Annotated in this window: 15 protein-coding genes and 2 pseudogenes; 15 read left to right on the top strand and 2 right to left on the bottom strand. The window is 48.3% G+C overall.

Annotated features, from left to right (window positions below):
* The 8 genes from VIS48_14970 to VIS48_15005 all read left to right on the top strand — a co-directional run.
* The coding region (locus VIS48_14970) for a nucleoside hydrolase (GenBank protein ID HEY9167454.1) at window positions 1-618 on the top strand (618 nt) is incomplete at its 5' end.
* A 95-nt stretch (window positions 619-713) separates the two neighbouring features.
* On the top strand, window positions 714-2,045 hold the full coding sequence (locus tag VIS48_14975; GenBank protein HEY9167455.1) for a hypothetical protein: 1,332 nt from the start codon (window positions 714-716) through the stop codon (window positions 2,043-2,045).
* 24 nt (window positions 2,046-2,069) lie between these two features.
* Window positions 2,070-2,990, top strand: coding sequence for a ribokinase (rbsK, locus tag VIS48_14980; protein ID HEY9167456.1), 921 nt, complete (start codon window positions 2,070-2,072; stop codon window positions 2,988-2,990).
* 340 nt (window positions 2,991-3,330) lie between these two features.
* Window positions 3,331-4,332: a GRP family sugar transporter gene (locus VIS48_14985; GenBank protein ID HEY9167457.1), complete on the top strand. Its 1,002-nt coding sequence runs from the start codon at window positions 3,331-3,333 to the stop codon at window positions 4,330-4,332.
* A gap of 166 nt (window positions 4,333-4,498) precedes the next feature.
* Window positions 4,499-5,920: a hypothetical protein gene (locus VIS48_14990; GenBank protein ID HEY9167458.1), complete on the top strand. Its 1,422-nt coding sequence runs from the start codon at window positions 4,499-4,501 to the stop codon at window positions 5,918-5,920.
* A gap of 404 nt (window positions 5,921-6,324) precedes the next feature.
* A complete protein-coding gene (locus VIS48_14995; GenBank protein ID HEY9167459.1) occupies window positions 6,325-7,230 on the top strand; it encodes a uroporphyrinogen decarboxylase family protein in 906 nt (301 codons plus the stop codon).
* Window positions 7,223-8,647, top strand: coding sequence for an L-fucose/L-arabinose isomerase family protein (locus VIS48_15000; GenBank protein HEY9167460.1), 1,425 nt, complete (start codon window positions 7,223-7,225; stop codon window positions 8,645-8,647). The genes VIS48_14995 and VIS48_15000 overlap by 8 nt, the downstream gene beginning before the upstream one ends.
* Window positions 8,648-8,829: 182 nt before the next feature.
* Window positions 8,830-9,096, top strand: coding sequence for a hypothetical protein (locus tag VIS48_15005; GenBank protein ID HEY9167461.1), 267 nt, complete (start codon window positions 8,830-8,832; stop codon window positions 9,094-9,096).
* A 1,556-nt stretch (window positions 9,097-10,652) separates the two neighbouring features.
* On the opposite strand, the gene VIS48_15010 is transcribed toward VIS48_15005, so the two are convergent.
* Entirely contained in the window at window positions 10,653-10,949 is a 297-nt protein-coding gene (locus tag VIS48_15010) for a transposase (protein HEY9167462.1), read from the bottom strand.
* A 49-nt stretch (window positions 10,950-10,998) separates the two neighbouring features.
* Between VIS48_15010 and VIS48_15015 the strand changes: the two genes are divergently transcribed.
* Complete coding sequence (locus VIS48_15015) at window positions 10,999-11,391, top strand: hypothetical protein (protein ID HEY9167463.1); 393 nt, start codon at window positions 10,999-11,001, stop codon at window positions 11,389-11,391.
* Here VIS48_15015 and VIS48_15020 read toward each other — a convergent pair.
* Window positions 11,319-11,510: pseudogene (locus VIS48_15020) on the bottom strand (transposase). The gene VIS48_15015 and the pseudogene VIS48_15020 sit on opposite strands and share 73 nt — an antisense overlap.
* A 178-nt stretch (window positions 11,511-11,688) precedes the next feature.
* On the opposite strand from VIS48_15020, the pseudogene VIS48_15025 reads away from it, so the two are divergent.
* The 6 genes and pseudogenes from VIS48_15025 (at window position 11,689) to VIS48_15050 (ending at window position 19,043) form a co-directional block, all read left to right on the top strand.
* Window positions 11,689-12,072: pseudogene (locus VIS48_15025) on the top strand (hypothetical protein).
* Window positions 12,073-13,533: 1,461 nt separating this feature from the next.
* Window positions 13,534-14,682 (top strand): porin, encoded by a 1,149-nt coding sequence (locus VIS48_15030; protein ID HEY9167464.1) that lies wholly within the window; start codon window positions 13,534-13,536, stop codon window positions 14,680-14,682.
* A gap of 59 nt (window positions 14,683-14,741) precedes the next feature.
* Complete coding sequence (locus tag VIS48_15035) at window positions 14,742-16,280, top strand: APC family permease (GenBank protein HEY9167465.1); 1,539 nt, start codon at window positions 14,742-14,744, stop codon at window positions 16,278-16,280.
* Between the two features lie 73 nt (window positions 16,281-16,353).
* The gene (locus VIS48_15040; protein HEY9167466.1) at window positions 16,354-17,184 is read left to right on the top strand and encodes a protein phosphatase 2C domain-containing protein; all 831 of its coding nucleotides are present in this window, start codon (window positions 16,354-16,356) and stop codon (window positions 17,182-17,184) included.
* Window positions 17,185-17,342: 158 nt separating this feature from the next.
* On the top strand, window positions 17,343-18,782 hold the full coding sequence (gene glnA / locus VIS48_15045) for a type I glutamate--ammonia ligase (GenBank protein ID HEY9167467.1): 1,440 nt from the start codon (window positions 17,343-17,345) through the stop codon (window positions 18,780-18,782).
* A 105-nt stretch (window positions 18,783-18,887) separates the two neighbouring features.
* The gene (locus VIS48_15050) at window positions 18,888-19,043 is read left to right on the top strand and encodes a hypothetical protein (GenBank protein HEY9167468.1); all 156 of its coding nucleotides are present in this window, start codon (window positions 18,888-18,890) and stop codon (window positions 19,041-19,043) included.

A 19,043-nucleotide genomic window follows, 5' to 3' on the forward strand; every position in this document is an offset into this window, starting at 1 on the left:
GTGCCGGATGCAGTTGAAATATACCGAAAAGTGTTGGCAAAGCAACCCGACCACAGCGTGGTTGTAGAGACGGAAGGCTTTTTGACAAACTTGGCGAATCTACTGAAGTCCGGGCGGGACCAATACTCGCCTCTCTCAGGGAGAGAATTGATCAAGAGAAAGGTGAAACTGTTGGTCAGCATGGCGGGGAAATTTCCGTCAGGGAAAGAATACAACTTATCGACCGATAGCGAATCATCGAAGATAGTGTTTAACAATTGGCCAACCCCAGTTGTGTTTGACGGTTTTGAGATTGGCGTTGAGATTAAAACGGGCTTACCCTTGACAAAGGATGACAGAATAAAGAATGATCCGGTGAAAGATGTGTTTAGCATATGCATTCCAAAATCACCAGAAGACTCTCTGGGCAGGATGAGTTGGGATGAAGTGGCAGCATTGGTCGCCGTGAAAGGGTACAGGCCGCTATTCAACTTGAGGAGCGGAAAGATAATTATTCATGACGACGGATCGAACGGCTGGGACTACAAAGGGCATGGACAGTATTATTTGACTCCGCGCGCAAGTGCAAAAGAGGTACAGGAGATAATCAACAAGTTGATGATGCACCAGCCAAACTAAGCCGCACCTCTTTGTGCTTATGGAAGTCAAGTCTGATTGAAATGTTTCTTGTTGGCATAGGATTTTCGTTTCTTCTAGAGCGAATTTTTAGATCGATGATTAAACGAACCAAGTTCGCGGGCGAAATACTAGTTGTCTCCCTCCTGGTGACGGCCTCGATACTCCTTATCGGATCCGACGATGCACAAGAAGATGGAAGGAACACATCTAGTGTCGTTCTTGGAGCGGCCAGCGTTCTCGACGGATATCGGGTCACGAGCCTCGATGATGTAACAGCTGCAATGAGAGAGTACGCGGAGACCGGCTTTAATCAGGCAGTGATAAGGATGTCTGGTGATCAAACGAGGGACAGCTGGATACTGAAGGAATGCGAAGCCGACAGCATCAAATTGGTCGCTTGGTTGCCCTCCGGGTACTACGGGGGATCCGATGACAGCTTGGCGAAGCCCTTGGAATATTTGACGCGATCGACTGCATTTACTGGATTAATTATGAAGGATGAACCTTCTGCCGCTGATTTCAAGGAGCTTGCGGGGATAAAGAACGCCTGCGAGACAATCATGCCGGCCGGTAAATTCGCAATAGCAAACCTGTTTCCTAACTATGCTACCACGGAGCAACTGGGCGTCAGCTCTTATGAACAATATGTATCTGAGTACGTTCGCATCGTGAGGCCGAAGGTATTGTGCTACGACCATTATCCCATTACCCGGGCCGTCAGAAACTCAAGGAGCTCAAAGGACCTGTTCAGATTCATGTCTAATCTGTCCGTTATACGTCAGGCTGCGTACCGGGCTAAGATCCCGTTTTGGAATGTGATACAATCGTGGGGCTATTTGGATAAGCCGGCGCCAAACCTTTTCGAATATCGATGGATGATGAACATGACTTTTGCGCTTGGTGGAAGAGGAGTAATAGCCTTTCCTTACAGGAATACGTATGATGAAGGTGAGGGTCCCGAGAAATGGAAAGACGCGCCAATCGCGTCGGATGGGAAAAGGACCTTTGAATACAACGTGGTGAAACAATGCAACTTTGAAATGCACGCATTTGATGAGGCCTTCTCACAATTCGAAAATGTCGGCGTATTCCTGTATCACCCTCCTCGCTATGTTTTGGATGCTCTGAAGGGTGACTATGTGAGAACCGACTACTCTCCGCTCAAGAATATATCTGGAAATGGGAGTGTGGTAGTCGGTTGCATGGATAGTAAAGATGGGAAGGGTCTTTATGTTGCCAATGCAAGCTTCGGCAAGGGAGCCGACGTACGAATTGATATATACGGTTCCCGGCAGTTCGAGATATGGGGCAAAACGGGCTTGGAGCAACGTGGCCTTGGAAATAAAGTGAATGTAAAACTTGAAAGAGGCGAGGCGAAGTTTATCCGTTTCAATGACCAGTCTCGACTTAAACTCGAGAAATTCTAAAAGGTAAATTCATCAGGTGAAGGTATGCAGAAAGACAGCAGACGTTCGATAGTTGTAGTGGGCAGCACGAACACCGACATGGTGATCAAAGTGCGAAACTTACCGGCTCCCGGCCAGACTGTTCTCGGGGGCGAATTCTTCATGAATCCCGGAGGCAAAGGCGCCAACCAGGCCGTTGCTGCTGCTCGCTTGGGCGGCAATGTTACTTTCGTGTGCAAAACCGGCAACGATGTATTTGGGAACAAATCAGCGCAGCTTTTTAGGGACGAAGGAATCAATACCAGCAATGTCCTCTCAGATGCTGATAACCCGTCGGGAGTTGCGCTCATTCTTATTGACGAGAACGGACAGAACTGCATCGCGGTAGCTCCCGGGGCAAATGGCGCAATGACGACCGGCGATTTAGGTGATGCCGTTGACGCCATCAAGGCTGCAGCAATAGTTTTGCTCCAATTGGAGATTCCTATCAATGTGGTCGAACATGTAATCCGAGTTGCTAGCTCCAGCAGGGTGATGACGGTCCTGAATCCTGCGCCGGCCCACCCATTGACGGATGAGCTTCTCAGGGCAACCTCAATTCTGACTCCGAATGAAACGGAAGCAGAGACTCTTACCGGTGTTCGTGTGGCAGACATCCAGTCGGCGGAGAAAGCCGCGCGGGTTCTTCATGATAGAGGGGTAAAGATCGTGATTATAACCTTGGGAGCCCAGGGCGCATTAGTTTTGGATCACGACAAGGTGGACTTAATTCCGGCCCCCAAAGTGACTGCTGTCGACACGACTGCAGCCGGAGACATATTCAACGGCGCGTTGGTAACGGCCTTGGCAGAGGGAAGTCCATTGAGAGATGCGGTCGCTTTCGCCTGTCGGGCGTCGGCCATTTCTGTAACGCGGTTAGGTGCTCAATCATCTGCACCGTATCGACGAGAGCTGAACGAACACTAAAACTTAGGAACGCTCTAGGCTCCGGAGATCCTAACCTGCAGAATGTCAGTTACTTCGTTCTCAATGAGCTCGGGCAAGCGACAAGTGAAACTTCAAAAGGTAGCGGCGTTTTCCGTATTCTTGGTCTTACTCACCCAGGTCTGTAAATTAAATCCCTTCTCCAAGGGGGTAAGCACGGACTGACTTCACGGTTCTAGACACGACAATGCCCTTAAGGTCTACCAGTACCGTGTTAACCTAAAACGCAACGAGGAATTTCGTCCTTGCGAAACCATCTAATGACTTTCGAGCAATTATTCGGGTCCAGGTCCTTTCAAACCAAACTTGATGAGGTGGAAAAATGTACATTGTAGAGAGCTATCCCATTGCGATTCTTTTCTGCATAGTTACTATGCTATGTTGGGGTTCATGGGCTAATACTCAAAAGTTAGCCGGCAAAACCTGGCGATTCGAGCTTTTCTATTGGGATTATGTCACAGGGATATTGCTGTTATCCATCATCTTTGCTTTCACTTTAGGCAGTATAGGAGGACAGGGTCGTCCTTTCCTTACGGATCTCTCGCAAGCGAGCCATTTGAATATCGGCAGTGCATTATTGGGTGGTATCATTTTTAATGCTGCGAACATTCTGTTCTCTGCTGCTATTGCAATCGCCGGTATGGCTGTAGCGTTCCCGGTAGCAATAGGCATAGCGTTAGTGTTAGGTGTCATGATAAACTATTTTGCGGCAGAAAAAGGGGACCCCGTTTTACTGTTCGCTGGAGTTATCCTGGTAACAGTTGCGATCATACTTAATGCCATAGCTTACAGGAAGAAGAGCACCAATATTCAAAAAGCGTCTTCGAAAGGAATTACAATTTCGGTTGTCGCAGGATTGTTGATGGCTTTCTTCTACCGCTTTATAGCCGCATCCATGGATTTGAATGATTTTGTAAATCCCGCTGCTGGTAAAATGACGCCTTACACGGCGGTCTTTGTCTTTTCAGTCGGAATCTTCTTGAGCAATTTTATCTTCAACACCATTCTAATTAAGAAACCATTTGAAGGGGAACCAACAAGCTATACGGAATTCTTCAAAGGCAGATTCAAAATTCATATGGTTGGAGTGTTAGGCGGATTGATTTGGGGACTTGGCAATTCACTCAATCTTATCGCAGCAGGAAAAGCGGGGCCCGCAATCTCTTACGGCCTGGGACAAGGCGCAACCCTGGTTGCTGCTTTGTGGGGGGTCTTTATATGGAAGGAGTTCAGAAATGCTCCGCGAGGTACCAGCTCTCTAATCATAGCGATGTTTGTATTCTTCGCGTTTGGATTAGGATTATTGATGCTGGCTGGATCATAAACGTCAAGCGATAATAGGATTCCTTTCCATTGAATTCATTGACGACGACATAGAGATTCCCACCATCTACGGAACAGCTACGCCTTCGAAAAATTCTTGTCATTTGAGTCAAGCTCGAAGAGCGTCATTCCGCTTCATCATAAAAGGAAAAGGAGGGTCGAGACAAATGCCAAAAGACAGTCTAAGCCTGCTTCCGCAAGGAAAGTCAAGGAGTGAATCCAGGAGAATGGGTTCGCGGCGACTTGCCATGACCATCCTTCTTTTGTTATGCGCCTCGATTTCCTCCTATGCGCGGCAGAAGTCGGATGAAACTAATGCTGCCAAAGGTGTAAAGGATAAGTATATAGTGTTCTTCTTGACAAACACACCTTATCGGCAGATGGACAAATCCAACCGCGGAAAAGATGCCGACATACGCTATAGTTACGTCAAAGAGTTGCGGCATTTATTTGGTCCAATAAAGAAGGACAGCAGGTACAAGTATGCGATTGGACTTGTCGGTCCCATGCTCTTGACGCAGTCTGTCGCACAGATGCGAGACGAAGTCAATGCGGCTTTTGATGTAGCAGAAGCGAACGATGTCCCGTTGTATTTCCAAATTGATGATTGCAACAACTATACAAATTCGTTTGGCGATAGTGCGACTCCGAAATTCTACATGAACCCTGAATGGTGCGAATGGACAGCGTTTCCTAAAGACACTGAGAGCTGGGGAGGCGAGTCCAACGGGAGACTTGCCTATTTCTGGTTTAACTGGGGGCATTGGACTCATGCGGAAGCATTTCCATGCTATCAGTCCCCGGGATTTCGGAATTTCGTGGTCAGTCAACTGCAGAACGGTGTGCTTGATCCGCTTGTGAAACGATATAACAAGTTAATGGCGGAAGGCAAGGAATATCTTTTTGCGGGCATGGCGATTGGATGGGAAACCCACATACCTGATTATTCCTTAAACGACACTATACTGAAAGTGAAGCCCGGCAACTTACCTGTCGATGTGGTGACGGGCGATACGATGAAAGCCTGGGAAGCAACTGAATACGGTTACCATTCGTTGTACTTGAAGAGTTATACGACTTACAATCGTCTCGCTCTCGATACGGTAATCCACGATTACTCTGAACTTCTTGCAAGGACGGTCCACAATGCAGGAATACCGAAGCAGAAGATATTCACACACATGGTTGGGTTTATGTCTTCTGATCGAAACCTTCACACAACATTTTCCCCCCCGATGTGGGCAGCCGTAAACAACTACAGTATTCCGGGTTTCACTTTATCACCTGTAACCTGCTGGTACAATTTAGACACACTGGTCTCAGATATCAGGAAAGCGGACAGTGGGCAGAGATATTTTGCCTGTGCAGAGGGATATGGCAGGGGGGTAGACAGCAGTTTCGGGCAGGCCTACAGTTATTTCAAATCGATGTTCGATCATGGGGCAGTCCTTCTAACTGTTTTTGGTTGGGGTATCGAAGGAAATCCAATATCCGGGTATTCCCCGTTTGCAGTCTCGCATAGTTCGAAGAGTCCGTTTGTCAGGGCTGCGAAGGAATGGATGGATTCACAACACCATGGTCCGAAGTGAGAGATGAAACGTATCCTTGTCATGGTGTCTCTACTGTGTTTAGCTGCCCAGTATCCTTTTATGGGAGGGCGGGAAAACTCCAGGTGGTATTCCCAACTGGAATCAGGATTCAAGACTCCTCCTGATTCAGTTAAACCGCGAGTATTTTGGTATTGGCTTAGCAATATCATTTCTGCAGAAGGGGGCACGTCAGAATGAATTCCAAAGAACGGGTCTCAAGAGCTCTGAAAAAGAAAGACGGGCTTCCGGACAGGGTACCGATTGAATTTGACTTATGCAGGCAACTTACGCAGAGCTTCGGAAAGGAAATGGGGATGGAACCCGATTTCGCGCTGTCGTATTATGAGGATCTCACTTATAGAATATCCGCGAACGAAATCCGCACGAAATTAGGGAGTGATGTCGTGGTTGTCGGCGGAACAGTTGCAAGAGGTTATTCGCCTGAAATAATCGGAGATAATATTGCGAAAAACGAGTTTGGGCTCTATATGAAACCTACTCCGCTGTATGTCGAAGTAGTGAAATGTCCGCTGGATAATGCTGAGACAGTCGGCGATATAGACAGGTACCCGTTTCCAGATCCATATGCTCCGGGAAGATTCGACAAGGCCAAGCGGGACATAGAACAGTACGGAGAGGATTATTTTGTCATTGGAGATGTGGAGATTACGCTATTCGAAATGGCCTGGCATCTTACCGGATTGGAGAAGTATCTCATGGCGATGATATCTGAGGAACCTTGGGTGGATAGATTGAACGATCGCGTTGAAGCGTGGAGCACGGGAATTGCAATACAATTGGTGAAAGCTGGTGTCGACGCCATCTGGCTTGGGGAGGATCTGGGGAGTCAGACATCAATGCTTATCGCTCCGGATATATGGAGACGCATGTTTAAGGGGCGTCACAAAAGGTTAATTGACAAATTAAAGAAAAAGAATCCGGATATTATTATCATCATGCATTCGGATGGAGCTGTCGCTCCACTGCTCGATGACTTCATAGAGATCGGCGTTGATGTTTACAATCCTGTGCAGCCGAATGTTCCCGGTTCCGATCCGAGAGAGCTGAAAGATAAATACGGTAACCGGATTTGTTTTTTTGGCGGGATTGATCAACAGGAATTGCTGCCAAGGGGCGATGTTGAAGAGATACGCAAGGAGATAAAACGCAGAATAGGAATCCTTGGTGAAGGCAGAGGATATTTGCTTGCACCTGCTCATATTGTTCAGGCAGATGTGTCGACAGAAACGGTCAAAGAAATGATAAAGGCTGCAATGAAGTTCGGTTCATATGGAAGCCCCAATGGATAATAAGACAAAAATCGCACTCTTCTCGGTGGGTCTAAGTACCTACTGGGCTCAGTTCCCAGGACTCTTGGCCAGACTTAACGGGTACCGAGAAACGATTTTGAATCGAATATCCTGTAACAAGGATGTCGCGGTTGTGGATGCTGGTATGGTAGATACCGTCGAAAAAGCACGCTCTGCAGGTGAGCTCTTCAGAAAGGAGGACGTATCACTAATTTTCCTTCACGTATCTACGTATGCACTTTCATCTGTCGTGTTGCCTGCGGTGCTGAATGCAAGGGTCCCGGTAATCATTCTGAATCTTCAACCTGTACCGGCAATTGATTATGTCGCCTTTAACCAAATGGGTGATCGCGGCAAGATGACAGGTGAATGGCTGGCCCATTGTCAGGCTTGCTCAGTCCCGGAAATAGCCAGCGTATTCAATCGTTCGGGTATTCGTTACGAGTTTGTGTCCGGTTATTTGCAAGAGAAGTTTTCTTGGGACGAAATAACAGGTTGGATTGAAGCAGCCCGAGTGGCTGATGTTATGCGTACCAATAATCTCGGGATCCTTGGACACTACTACAACGGAATGCTTGATGTCTACACTGACCTGACCCAACAATCGTCCGCTTTTGGCACCCACATTGAACTTTTGGAAATGTGCGAACTGAAGAATTATCGCGACGAAATTACTGAAGCGAAAGTCAAAGAAAAAACCGAGGAATTTCAAACAGAATTTGAGGTGTCACCAGAGTGCGGACTTGAAGAGCTTGAACGTGCGGCTCGCACATCACTTGCACTCGATAAACTTGTGAGGGTTCATGGTCTCGGTTCCTTGGCATACTATTATGAAGGGACTTCCGGGAACGAATACGAAAAGATCGTGACTTCCATGATTGCCGGGAATACCCTTCTAACCGGCAGGCATGTTCCCGTTGCCGGCGAATGTGAAGTGAAGAATGCTCAGGCTATGAAGATAATGGATGCGTTTGGTGTGGGAGGGTCGTTCTCTGAATTTTACGCCATGGATTTCAATGATGATATTGTATTGTTGGGTCATGATGGTCCAGCGCACTTTAATATTGCTGAAGGGCGCGTAAAGCTGGTTCCGCTGCCCGTGTACCACGGTAAACCTGGCAGAGGTTTATCGATTCAGATGACCGTGAAGAATGGACCAGTCACGCTATTGTCGTTAGTTGAAGGCAAAGACGGCCTTTTCCTGCTCGTTGCCGAAGGAGAATCGGTACCCGGCCCAGTGCTGGAGATTGGCAACACCAACAGTCGTTATCGTTTCTCCATAGGAGCGCGGGAATTCATTAATCGATGGTCTAAGCAAGGACCCGCACATCATTGCGCGATCGGCATAGGGAATATCGCCGGAAGGATCGCGAAGTTAGGTATGTTGCTCGGACTTCCAGTTGTAAGAATTTGCTGATTATTTGTAGATTCCAGGGCGCCAGATTGACGAAGTGATTTTTCGATCTGTTTTTCGAATTATGTCCTCTTCGAGAACGGCTTCATGACTGAAGACACAAGAGCACCCGGCCTCTTTAAATACCACCTCATTATTCCGAACTGCCTTGTGATCAAACCTTGGATGCATAAAGGAGTCGGTTTATGATCAGACATAAAGTCGCACTAAACTTCGGGTTACGTGAGGACAGTGCGAAGCGAAAGCCGAGGCGAGAATTCATGAAGCAGATTGGAACCACAGTTGACGGAGCAGCGTGGAGGGTGGAGGCTTATCTCAAGGTTTGGGCGCTGACCAGACAGCGAGAAAATGGCGGAAATACACGGCGGGCGTTATGGAAACAAATCTTGGGTCATCCCCAGTCTCAATCCCTTTGGAGAGAGTCTGTCACATGGACTGAAGCCAGACATTGAACGTAGATTCCATTTTCTGTTAGGATCATTACGATGCGGGTTGATTCAATGCAAGAAGTGACGGATATGGCAGATCAACGCAAAGCCGATGTTGGGGCAGGACCGTGACGATACAGCAGTGGCGCTTTGCTTTCTTAACGTCTCATGTCTGGAGCGGTAAAACTCGCATATGCATTCACAAAACAACCTGAAGAAGGAGGACAACACGATGTCGTCGGTCACAATGCCAATGCATTCTGATAAAGGTCTCCTCTGCAATTGCGAGGGAGAAAAATCGTGGAATGTAATTTACTTGAGGGCACATCACGAGAAGCAAGCCCATGACTCGTTGACGAAATGGGGGGTTGAATCGTTTCTTCCACTCAGAAGGGAATTGCATCAATGGCGTGACAGGAAAAAATGGATCGATGTTCCGCTTTTTAGCTCTTATGTCTTTGTGAACATCACTAGCAATCAGAGGGGCGTCATCTATCAATTAAACGGATTTGTGAGATTCCTGACGTCAAACGGAAAACCGAGTATTGTCCCCCGGTGGCAAATTGATGCAATTGGAAAAGTCACTGAGTATTATCCTGACAAAGTTGAGTCTCTTAGTTCGAGTTGCATCGGTTTGAAGGGAAAAATAACTGGAGGCCCTCTTACTGGGGTGCGCGGCGAAATCGTTGACATATTAAACCAACGTCATTTCATAATTAGAATCGAAGGACTCGACCAAGTTTTGAAAGTTACAATTCCAGATTCTCTATTCGAGCCAATTGGTGCTTCAGAATCCTTAGATGGTTCTCTCTCAGCGTATTGCGAATCGTGTAAGATTTGAACCACTGGTTCCCAGGAGTTGGAGACATTCCATGAGATTAGGTAACCTTGTACCCATACATGTAGATCTAACAAAACCCGGTTCAATTTTCTGCCATGATATGAACGTACAGATATTAGCCTTCTGCGGAAATCGAATGAAGTCAGGCGGGCATTAGAGAGGTAGACTGGTTTAGTTTGGTATCGTAGTCTCGTTTATCAATGGAGATTTAGTAACACCTGCTGTATACCCATTGTTCTGTCGCACCAAGAATAGAACTCCCGATTTGAAGTCACGCTCGATTAAGAATACATCCATCTAGAAATCGCTTTTGACTTACAGCCCCCCGAACTCACATAATCTACTGAACAGAGTGTGACCTTTTTTGGATCGACATATGCTCCTTCTGAGTGCAAGGAATTGCGCCTGCAACATCCGTCGACATACCGAGTGCCAGCACCGCCAAGTACAAGACGGTATTTAAGTTGCGGGCAATTCCTGCCTTAGAAGCATAGCAAACTGACAGCTTTTTGGCCTGAGTGAGGCTTCTGCCAAGAGATGGCTATTACGTTGCTGAGGACGGGTTGCATTCTCTTTTATCCCAAAGTGTGCTCGTATAGATCCTTTGCCCCGATCCAGTCAATCGGCGTCCTGCTCCTTGTTTCTGTCTTCTGTTGCATGAGCCCGGTGTCGCTTAACATCTCATCATGTATATCCGGTTCAACCCAGCGGCCATTTAGATCTCGCCACGTGAGTTTTTTTAAAGCTGATGTTCTCTTTCACAAGCTCCGGTGTCAGTCGGCCATCTGATTTCAGCTTTTGCTTGAGACGCTCGTTTTCCTTTCCTCCGATGACATCTTGGTATTCTCTTTGACGGGAATATCTCCACCGCTCCTTCGAAGAGCTTCTTCTTCCTGTGGTAGAGGTCATTCACAGGGATCCCGTACTTCTCCGAAAGCTCGCTCAACGGTATCTGATTCTCCAGGTGTTCCCGGTGAATCTTCACCTTCTGTTCAAGACTGTAGTGCTTCCTCGTCTGATTCCCATTCTTCTCCATCTAGTCATTCTAACAAAAAGACTTTCCAAATTGCTAGGTTTGGAATTTATTGAAAATCAAAGGTCGAGGTAAGTTGACAGAAGAAATGCTGACTCAAAATGAAGAGGAACGGGACCATGTAGACCATCTCTTCCACAAGTTCGTGGTATCGTTTCTCACCAGCACTTACGTGCTCCAGGGCAATCTCTTCAGGTACCTCAACCAGGCGTTCGCGGGATTTTCGGCTGGAAAATCGAGGAGATTATTGACAAGCTTGGCCCGATGGAACTCGCTCTACCTAAGGAGAGGGGCTTGCGGCAGAAGAATTGCTCCTTCTGCAGTGATAGATGGAGGCGGCCATCGGATCATCTGGTGTCCTTTCCTTCCGATGGTCGCCTCCCGTTCTGTATCTCCCTGGAGTCTCTTCTTTCCTGCTTCAAGGAAGTCTCTGCTCCATTTGTAATAAACATTCGTGTTTTTCCCTTCTCTCCTTCAGAGCTCCGCTATCCCCGTCTCTCCTTTAAGTCCTTCCAATACTATCCGGATCTTCTCTTCACTCGAGTATTTCTTACGGGTCCTCCGTTATCTCCCGTACTAAACTTCCTGCTTCTTCTTTCTCTCCCATGGCCCTTCTCCTTTCCTGCCTAATCTACTCAATTCCATCTCCTAATTTTACCCCCGCTTCTGTATGGCAGGCTCTGAAGTCTAACAGCACCAATGGAGTGACAGGAGAAAATGAGTCTGGGTACCCCTATTCAGCTCATATCTGTTCGTGAAACTTACACAGGGTCAGAGAAACCTCGTTTACCAGTTGAATGGATTAGTTAAGTTCCTTAATTCAGGCGGAAAACCAAGCGTCGTGCCGCAATGGCAAATCGATGCAATTCGAAAAGTCACTGACGTTTGCCCCGACAAAGTCGGCATCCTATCTTCCGCCCAAATCGGACTGAAGGGTATAATAACTGTTGGTCCCTTGGCGGGATTGGTAGGGGAGCTTGTCGAGGTACTTAATCAGAAGTACTTCATAATTAGGCTTGAAGGCTTAGACAAGATATTGAGAGTCGCTATTCCGGAGGCGGCTTTTGACCCCTTGCAAGGATCAGCTGACATGAAGGCATCACCCCAAAAGACCGATGTTGTTTAGTTAATTACCTACATACATTGATTTTACTCTGGCCCCGTCTCGAGAAATCGTGGCGGGACTTTTTTGTTTTGGGTAGTTCACGGTAAGAGTCTTATGATGTGGTGATAAAGAAGAATGCCCAATTGATTGAGGGAGCACTGATTTCTTTCTACGATATTGTTATCGTGGGCGTATTCGGCTCGAGAACCACACTCACCTCTAACGGTCTCTCCCAAGCTTAAGTAATGATGGCTGCGCATGTCCTTGTCTTCACATTTGAGAACAGTCAGAAAGTGAATAGGGTCTTGCCATTGTTGTTGATGGTCTCCGTGTTTGGTTACACCGTTTCCACGACCTAGCTGATCGCTGGGCCCTAACTCTGACCTGCCCTGATTGATGCACCGGCGTCAATTTCGTTACTAGATGAGGCGGTAATATCTAAGTTCGAGATTTGGTCTCTATCTTTTCCACCACATACTTGCAGCCATAGAGTTCCGTCGAATCCAGTTTCCTTCGTCTAGTCCAAGTAACAACAGTTGAATAAGGCATTCTGCTCTTATTAGCGAAGGCCCTGAAGGTATACCAGACTCTGCCCTCTAGAGTGACAGTTTCCGGATGTAATCCTAGCGTTTCTATGACGAAATCACCGTTTGGTGGTGTCTGCCTAGCTTCCATTCCGGTTCTCCGCCCGACGGGGCGTACATTAGTTCGTTGATTCTGACGGACCGGGAAAAACATACACCCGTCATTGAACATGCGAAAAGAAAAATTCTTAGCTTCATACCCGCCATCCGTATTCTAATTTACCCGGCTCTCCTTGCAGTACTCCCTGCTCCTGACGTAAGAAAAATAGGAATGGATTTTCAAATGTCAAAATGATGGTACAGGGATTTGTAGCTGCCTGAGAAATTGTGCCCGCCTCTCTTACCAGAAGAACCTGAAAAAAAAACGACGGGGGAGAAAGCGCGGAGAGGGCAGAAGCGGAATGAGCGGATGAGTGGTTCGTCTAACCCGTGCTGAGACATGTCGACAAATTTCCACCAAGGAACACAAGGACTGCAGGAAGACCTTGTAATCGTAAGTTTGTACGCGTTTACGAATTTCAAGGCTGCAGATTAGCAAGAAACTGACCGCGATCTCTTGTTAGGTTTTCTCGCCGGGGGAGTACGGTTGGTTCTGGTTTGCCCTTAAAATCTTAAGAATGGACGAAAAATTCGGGGCTTCACTTCACATTTTAAGGAAAGCACCAGATATGTCGTCGAAATTAGTTGACAAAATCGGACGCTCGGACTTAATTAGTATTGTAAATTGGCTATAATTGATTAATTAATATGGTAATAAGGCCTATTATCTTTATAGATTTTCAATCAGCTAAAACCAACAAAAGAGGCGACAAATGGAGAAAACCGAGGGTACAGCTAAACCTCAGTCGATAGAGAATGTCTTCGAATCAAGAACCGAGCAATCGGTGAGGAGCGCTGTATGACTAGAAGGCCAACCTCTCTCGCCAAGAAATATTTCGAAAAACTAATTTGCGGGTTCGCACTGGCCATCTCGTTCCTTCCCATGAGACTGGAAGCCGCGGATTCAACGACTACGACTACTCCGAAGATAACATGGAACGCACTGGTGGATGTCTATTACTCAAAGAACTTCAACAGCCCCGCCAACCAGCTAAACAATTTCAGGAACTTCGACATATATGACAACCAGCTGGGTCTCAGTCTGGCAAAACTGACCGTCCAGGAGCAAGCCCAGCCCGTCGGGTTCCGTGTAGACGTCGGATTCGGTACGGCCAACGACATAGTCCAGGGACTTACGAACCCTCTTACAGGAGCGACGGGAGCGGCCACAAGCACGCTTAACCTGGTCGAGCAAGCTTACCTGACGGCCGTTCTGCCGATCGGGTCGGGGCTAACGGTGGACCTTGGCAAGTTTGTAACTATGATGGGGAACGAGGTTATAGAGTCGAACGGTAACTGGAACTACAGCCGGTCATATCTTTTCGCGTTCGCTATTCCATACTACCACACGGGAATGCGACTCACCTACCCGGTATCAAGCACATTCACCGTCGCGCTTCATATCGTTAATAGTTGGAATACTACAATAGACAACAATCATTCGAAGTCTGTCGGATTGGGACTAACCTACAGCCCGTCATCGAGCACGAGCATAATCTTGAGCGGCATGAGCGGGTTCGAACAACCCTTCGGAGCTCCATACGGCAAGAAAGATGTCGGAGAGATAATCATAGGCCAAGCGCTCGGAGATAATCTCTCCCTGGCAGTAGACGCAGATTACGGACAGGAGCGAGTAGGAGGCTTCCTCAATCTCTGGAAGGGAGTGGCGATATACGCCAAATACGCTCTCGATGCAAAATCGGATGTCGCAGCCAGAGGGGAAGTCTATTATGACCCGTTCGATTACACTACCGGCGTCTTCTTGCCGAAAGCAACATTCAAGGAAGTGACCCTGACGTACGAATACCGTCCATGGGGTCCGCTCATGTTGAGGATAGAGGCGCGTGACGATTTCGCGAACGGAAAAGCATTCGTCTCGGCAAGCACGCCATTCCCGAACAGGAATTCCCAGCCCACTCTCACGGTCGGCGTGGTGACGTCATTCTGATTTACGAGAAGGTTTCAAGATAAGTGATTTGATAATTAATACAACCTAGGGAGGAAAAGATGGCAGAAACTAAACCTACGATGAAGAAGACACTCGGCCTCACGGGCGTAACAGTGAACGCGATGGCGCTAATTGCTCCGGGCGCGTTTCTCTGGATAACGTATCAGGTTCAGGCTTCAAATACAGGCGGCGCGACCGATATGTGGAGCGGTATCTTTGTCGCGCTGATCATTGCCTTCTTAACGGCTATCGCTTTTTCTGAGCTGGCAAGAAAATACCCGGAAGCAGGCGCGGGAGGATCTTACTATTTCGCCGAGAAGGCTTTTCTAGATCGAGAAAAAAAATCTCACCAGAGATTTGCCAGGATTGCAAAATTCCTTACAGGCTGGGCGGCACACCTGTTCTATTGGGTCTATACGGGAGTGATGGTCGCTATGATGTCCGTCCTGGTCACTTACATATTCAGCCAGTTCAATGTCAATCTTTCAATCCCGATGCAGATCGCGGTTGCGGTGGTCTTCGCTATTCTGGTCGGGATAATTGCAGTTCGCGGAATAACCGGATCGACGAATGTCGCGATCGCTATAAATGTCATTCAACTTGTCTCGCTCATCGGGTTCAGCATACTCGCGATAATGTTTCGCCTCACGAATCCGCTCCATGCTACCCACTGGGCTTACAGCAACGGTCCGTCGGTGATTCTACCTCACAATTTTTCAGCAATGTTGTTTCAGTCTACGATTGCAATTCTAATTCTTGTGGGATTTGAGTCCTCCACTTCGCTCGCGGGCGAGGCGATCGATCCCAAGCGTCATATTCCGAAAGCTGTCATCCTCGCTCTTGTCATCCAGGGATTATTTGCGTACCTCTTCGAATACTTCGCCGCTAACTACGCAGTTTCCGAGAAACTCGCGTACGTCGGAGCAGATGGGACGAAGCTTTTTGGAATGGATGCGGCAGCTGCTTCGGGCGCTCCGATTGGAGATCTTACGCGTCAAATCGGCGACGCCATGCTTGGAGGAAACGGGTTCGCACTCATGATTATCGTGGCGATCACCGTCGCACTTGCCGTTCTGGGTACTACACTTGCCGCAATGAACACGGCAGTTCGAATAAGTTTTGCGATGGCACAGGATAAAGAAATGCCCGGTCCTATAGGAGCGCTTCACGGCAAGTATGCAACGCCGCACGTCGCTGTCTGGGTGCTTGTCGGGGTCTCGGCAGTCATCGGAGCGATCGGCGTCCTGAATGTTACGGCGTTGACCGGAATAACGCTCGCATCCAATATCGGGACCTTCGCACTGTATGCCCTCATTTGTGCGCTCACTTTCGTGTCGTTTGTGGGACGGAATGAATTCCACAAGATCAAACATGGAATGATTCCTTTCCTTGGTTTGATCGGAAACATCGGAATGCTTGTGGCAGTTGTGGTGATCGGACTTACTACTCCCGGTATATCGGCAGACGCTACCAAAATAGCTTTGTGGATCGCAGGCGGTTGGGGAGGGGTGAGTGCTTTCTACCTGGTCTGGAACAGCCGAAGAGTCGGCAGGGCAATCTTGCCAAGCATGTTAGAACAGCAAACATCCGCAAAGTAAATAAAAGAAACCCGGCCCGGGAGGAGATCCTTCCACAGGTCTCTTCCCTTTTCGGTCGGGGCAAGCGATCCAGATGTCCCCTGCCGAGGAGAATGTAATAGATTCGTACAGTCTAAGTCACACGGGAAAAGTCCGCGAAGACAACCAGGACGCCGTAAGGCTGTGCGATTCCGAAGACCCGCGCCTCACCGGTGTGTACGGACACCTTTATGGTGTCGCAGATGGAATGGGAGGCTACGCCCATGGAGGAGTTGCCAGCACGCTCGCGCTTGAAACTTTTTTCGAAACTTTCTACGCCACGAACGGCATATCACCTCTGCAGAAATTTCGGGTCAGCATTCAAAACGCGAATCTCAGTGTTTATCAGGCGGCTCAGCGAATGGCCGCGGGACGGATGGGAACCACTCTAACCGCCATCAATATCGTCGGGCGAGATCTTTACGTCGGACACGTCGGCGACAGCCGCGCGTATCTGATACGGAAGAACGAAGCCAGGTGTCTTACCAATGACCACACGCGCGTCGGCGAGATGGTACGCATGAAAGTCCTGTCGCCTGATAAGGTTCGGACTCACAGCCAGCGCTCTGTTCTGAGCAAGAGTCTTGGACTCGGTCTTTTCGTCCAACCGGATATTTCTAAGGTCGCGGTACACGAGGAGGACACAATACTACTTTGCACTGACGGAATTTGGTCGGTGATTGAAGATCACGAGTTCGCCGATTTGTCAAAGTCATCACCGGGGCCTGAAGCGTTGAGCAGGAGGATAATTGATCTTGCGCTTGATCGGAACAGCGACGACAATCTTTCGATTGTCACCGTCTTCCTCCGCCGCCTTTCAGCAAATACCGAGATTAGCTCTTCGAAGTGGTCATTTCCGAAATTCATTCGGCGAATTGTGAAATGAAGAAGACAGGAAATCTTGCTTCGACTATTATAGTCCGGGGCGAGGACGTACGAAGAATATACAAGGAGAACCGGTCTCGACTGTTTCCAAAAGCGTGACCCGCGGGGGAAGAGCCGGACGGGTTGAGTAGTCAAATTCATCAAACATTGGAGGAAAAAATGCCAACAGCAACAAAGACAGCCGGCTCCAAGGCCGCGAAGCTCTTGAGTTTTATCAAAGATTCCGATGTGGAAATAATCGATCTGAGGTTCACCGATATTCCCGGCCAATGGCAGCACTTCTCTATCCTGCCATCTGAACTTGGAGAGAACTCGTTCGACGAAGGAATTGGATTCGACGGATCGAGTATCCGCGGATTCCAGAACATTTCCGAAAGCGATATGGTCCTGATCCCCGACGCGGAGAGATACTTCATCGATCCCTTCACGACACACAAGACGATCGATATCGTCTGCGACGTGAAAGATCCGGTAACGGGCGAACCTTACCGCCGTGATCCGCGATTCGTCGCGCATAAGGCGGAAGCTTACGTTAAATCAACCCGTCTTGCAGACACCGCCTTCTTCGGTCCGGAGGCGGAGTTCTTTATCTTCGACAACGTAAGATTCGACCAGACGGTGAACTCGGGATTTTATGAGGTCGATTCGGAAGAGGGGATGTGGAACAGCGGAAGGAACGACAAGCAAAATCTCGGCTATCGTCCACGAACCAAAGAAGGTTATTTTCCAGTCGCACCGATAGACAGCTTGCAGGATATCAGGTCGGAGATGGTGCTGACAATGGAGAAAGTCGGAATCGATGTGGAGGTGCATCACCACGAAGTGGCCACGGCTGGGCAGACTGAAATCGACATGCGGTTCTCTTCGCTTCTTGCGATGGCAGATAACCTGATGACGTATAAATACATTACCAAGAATGTCGCCGCCAAGTTCAAAAAGTCGGTCACATTCATGCCGAAGCCCCTTTTCGGAGACAACGGTTCCGGGATGCACGTGCACCAGAGCCTGTGGAAAGACGGGAAGCCGCTGTTTTACGGAAACGGTTATGCGAACCTCAGCGAGATGGCGCTTTATTACATCGGCGGCTTATTGAAACACGCGCCTGCAATTTGCGCGATCACAAATCCGACCACGAATTCATACCACAGGTTGGTGCCCGGGTTCGAAGCTCCCGTAAATCTCGCGTACAGTCAGCGAAACAGATCTGCTTCGGTGCGAATTCCGATGTACTCGAAGAGTCCGAAGGCAAAGCGGGTTGAATTTCGCGTGCCGGATCCGTCGACGAATCCTTATCTCGCGTTTTCCGCTCTTCTCATGGCGGGACTCGACGGGATCGCGAACAAAATCGATCCGGGAGAGCCGCTCGATAAAGACATTTACGACCTGTCGCCGGAAGAACTCAAGAACGTTCCGTCAACTCCAGGATCTCTGGAAGAATCCCTGAAGGCGCTCGAGCACGATCACGAGTTTCTCCTGCGCGGCGATGTGTTCACCGAAGAGCTGATCGAACTCTGGATCGAGTACAAGATGATGAAAGAGGTAAAGCAGGTAGCACTTCGTCCGCATCCTTACGAGTTCATACTTTATTACGACATTTAATCTTGAACATTTTCCGAACCGTTCGCGGCTGCTATTCCGGCAGCCGCAAAGTTTCACCCGAAGATTTGGACACGCGCTTATTCATTTCAACAGATAGGAGAGTGAATGAATTTTCTCGAAGTTGCCGCTCGCATTATCGGGAAAACGCTTCATTTGACGGAATTTTGCTTTTCAGCGCTTTGTTTAGTAGACTTGTGGGAATTGTTTCAACCGCAAGTTACAGGCAAGCGAAATCTGCACCAAGCACCAAATTTATTTTGA

The organism is Candidatus Kryptoniota bacterium, from assembly GCA_036567965.1.
Taxonomy (GTDB): domain Bacteria; phylum Bacteroidota; class Ignavibacteria; order Kryptoniales; family JAKASW01; genus JAKASW01.

Excerpts from the sequence above, each read along its gene's own strand:
- VIS48_14975 (HEY9167455.1), top strand. The coding sequence starts at position 714 with ATGATTAAACGAACCAAGTTCGCGGGCGAAATACTAGTTGTCTCCCTC.
- rbsK (HEY9167456.1), top strand. The coding sequence starts at position 2,070 with ATGCAGAAAGACAGCAGACGTTCGATAGTTGTAGTGGGCAGCACGAAC.
- VIS48_14985 (HEY9167457.1), top strand. The coding sequence starts at position 3,331 with ATGTACATTGTAGAGAGCTATCCCATTGCGATTCTTTTCTGCATAGTT.
- VIS48_14990 (HEY9167458.1), top strand. The coding sequence starts at position 4,499 with ATGCCAAAAGACAGTCTAAGCCTGCTTCCGCAAGGAAAGTCAAGGAGT.
- VIS48_15000 (HEY9167460.1), top strand. The coding sequence starts at position 7,223 with ATGGATAATAAGACAAAAATCGCACTCTTCTCGGTGGGTCTAAGTACC.
- VIS48_15005 (HEY9167461.1), top strand. The coding sequence starts at position 8,830 with ATGATCAGACATAAAGTCGCACTAAACTTCGGGTTACGTGAGGACAGT.
- VIS48_15010 (HEY9167462.1), bottom strand. The coding sequence starts at position 10,949 with ATGGAGAAGAATGGGAATCAGACGAGGAAGCACTACAGTCTTGAACAG.
- VIS48_15030 (HEY9167464.1), top strand. The coding sequence starts at position 13,534 with ATGACTAGAAGGCCAACCTCTCTCGCCAAGAAATATTTCGAAAAACTA.
- VIS48_15035 (HEY9167465.1), top strand. The coding sequence starts at position 14,742 with ATGGCAGAAACTAAACCTACGATGAAGAAGACACTCGGCCTCACGGGC.
- VIS48_15040 (HEY9167466.1), top strand. The coding sequence starts at position 16,354 with ATGTCCCCTGCCGAGGAGAATGTAATAGATTCGTACAGTCTAAGTCAC.
- glnA (HEY9167467.1), top strand. The coding sequence starts at position 17,343 with ATGCCAACAGCAACAAAGACAGCCGGCTCCAAGGCCGCGAAGCTCTTG.
- VIS48_15050 (HEY9167468.1), top strand. The coding sequence starts at position 18,888 with ATGAATTTTCTCGAAGTTGCCGCTCGCATTATCGGGAAAACGCTTCAT.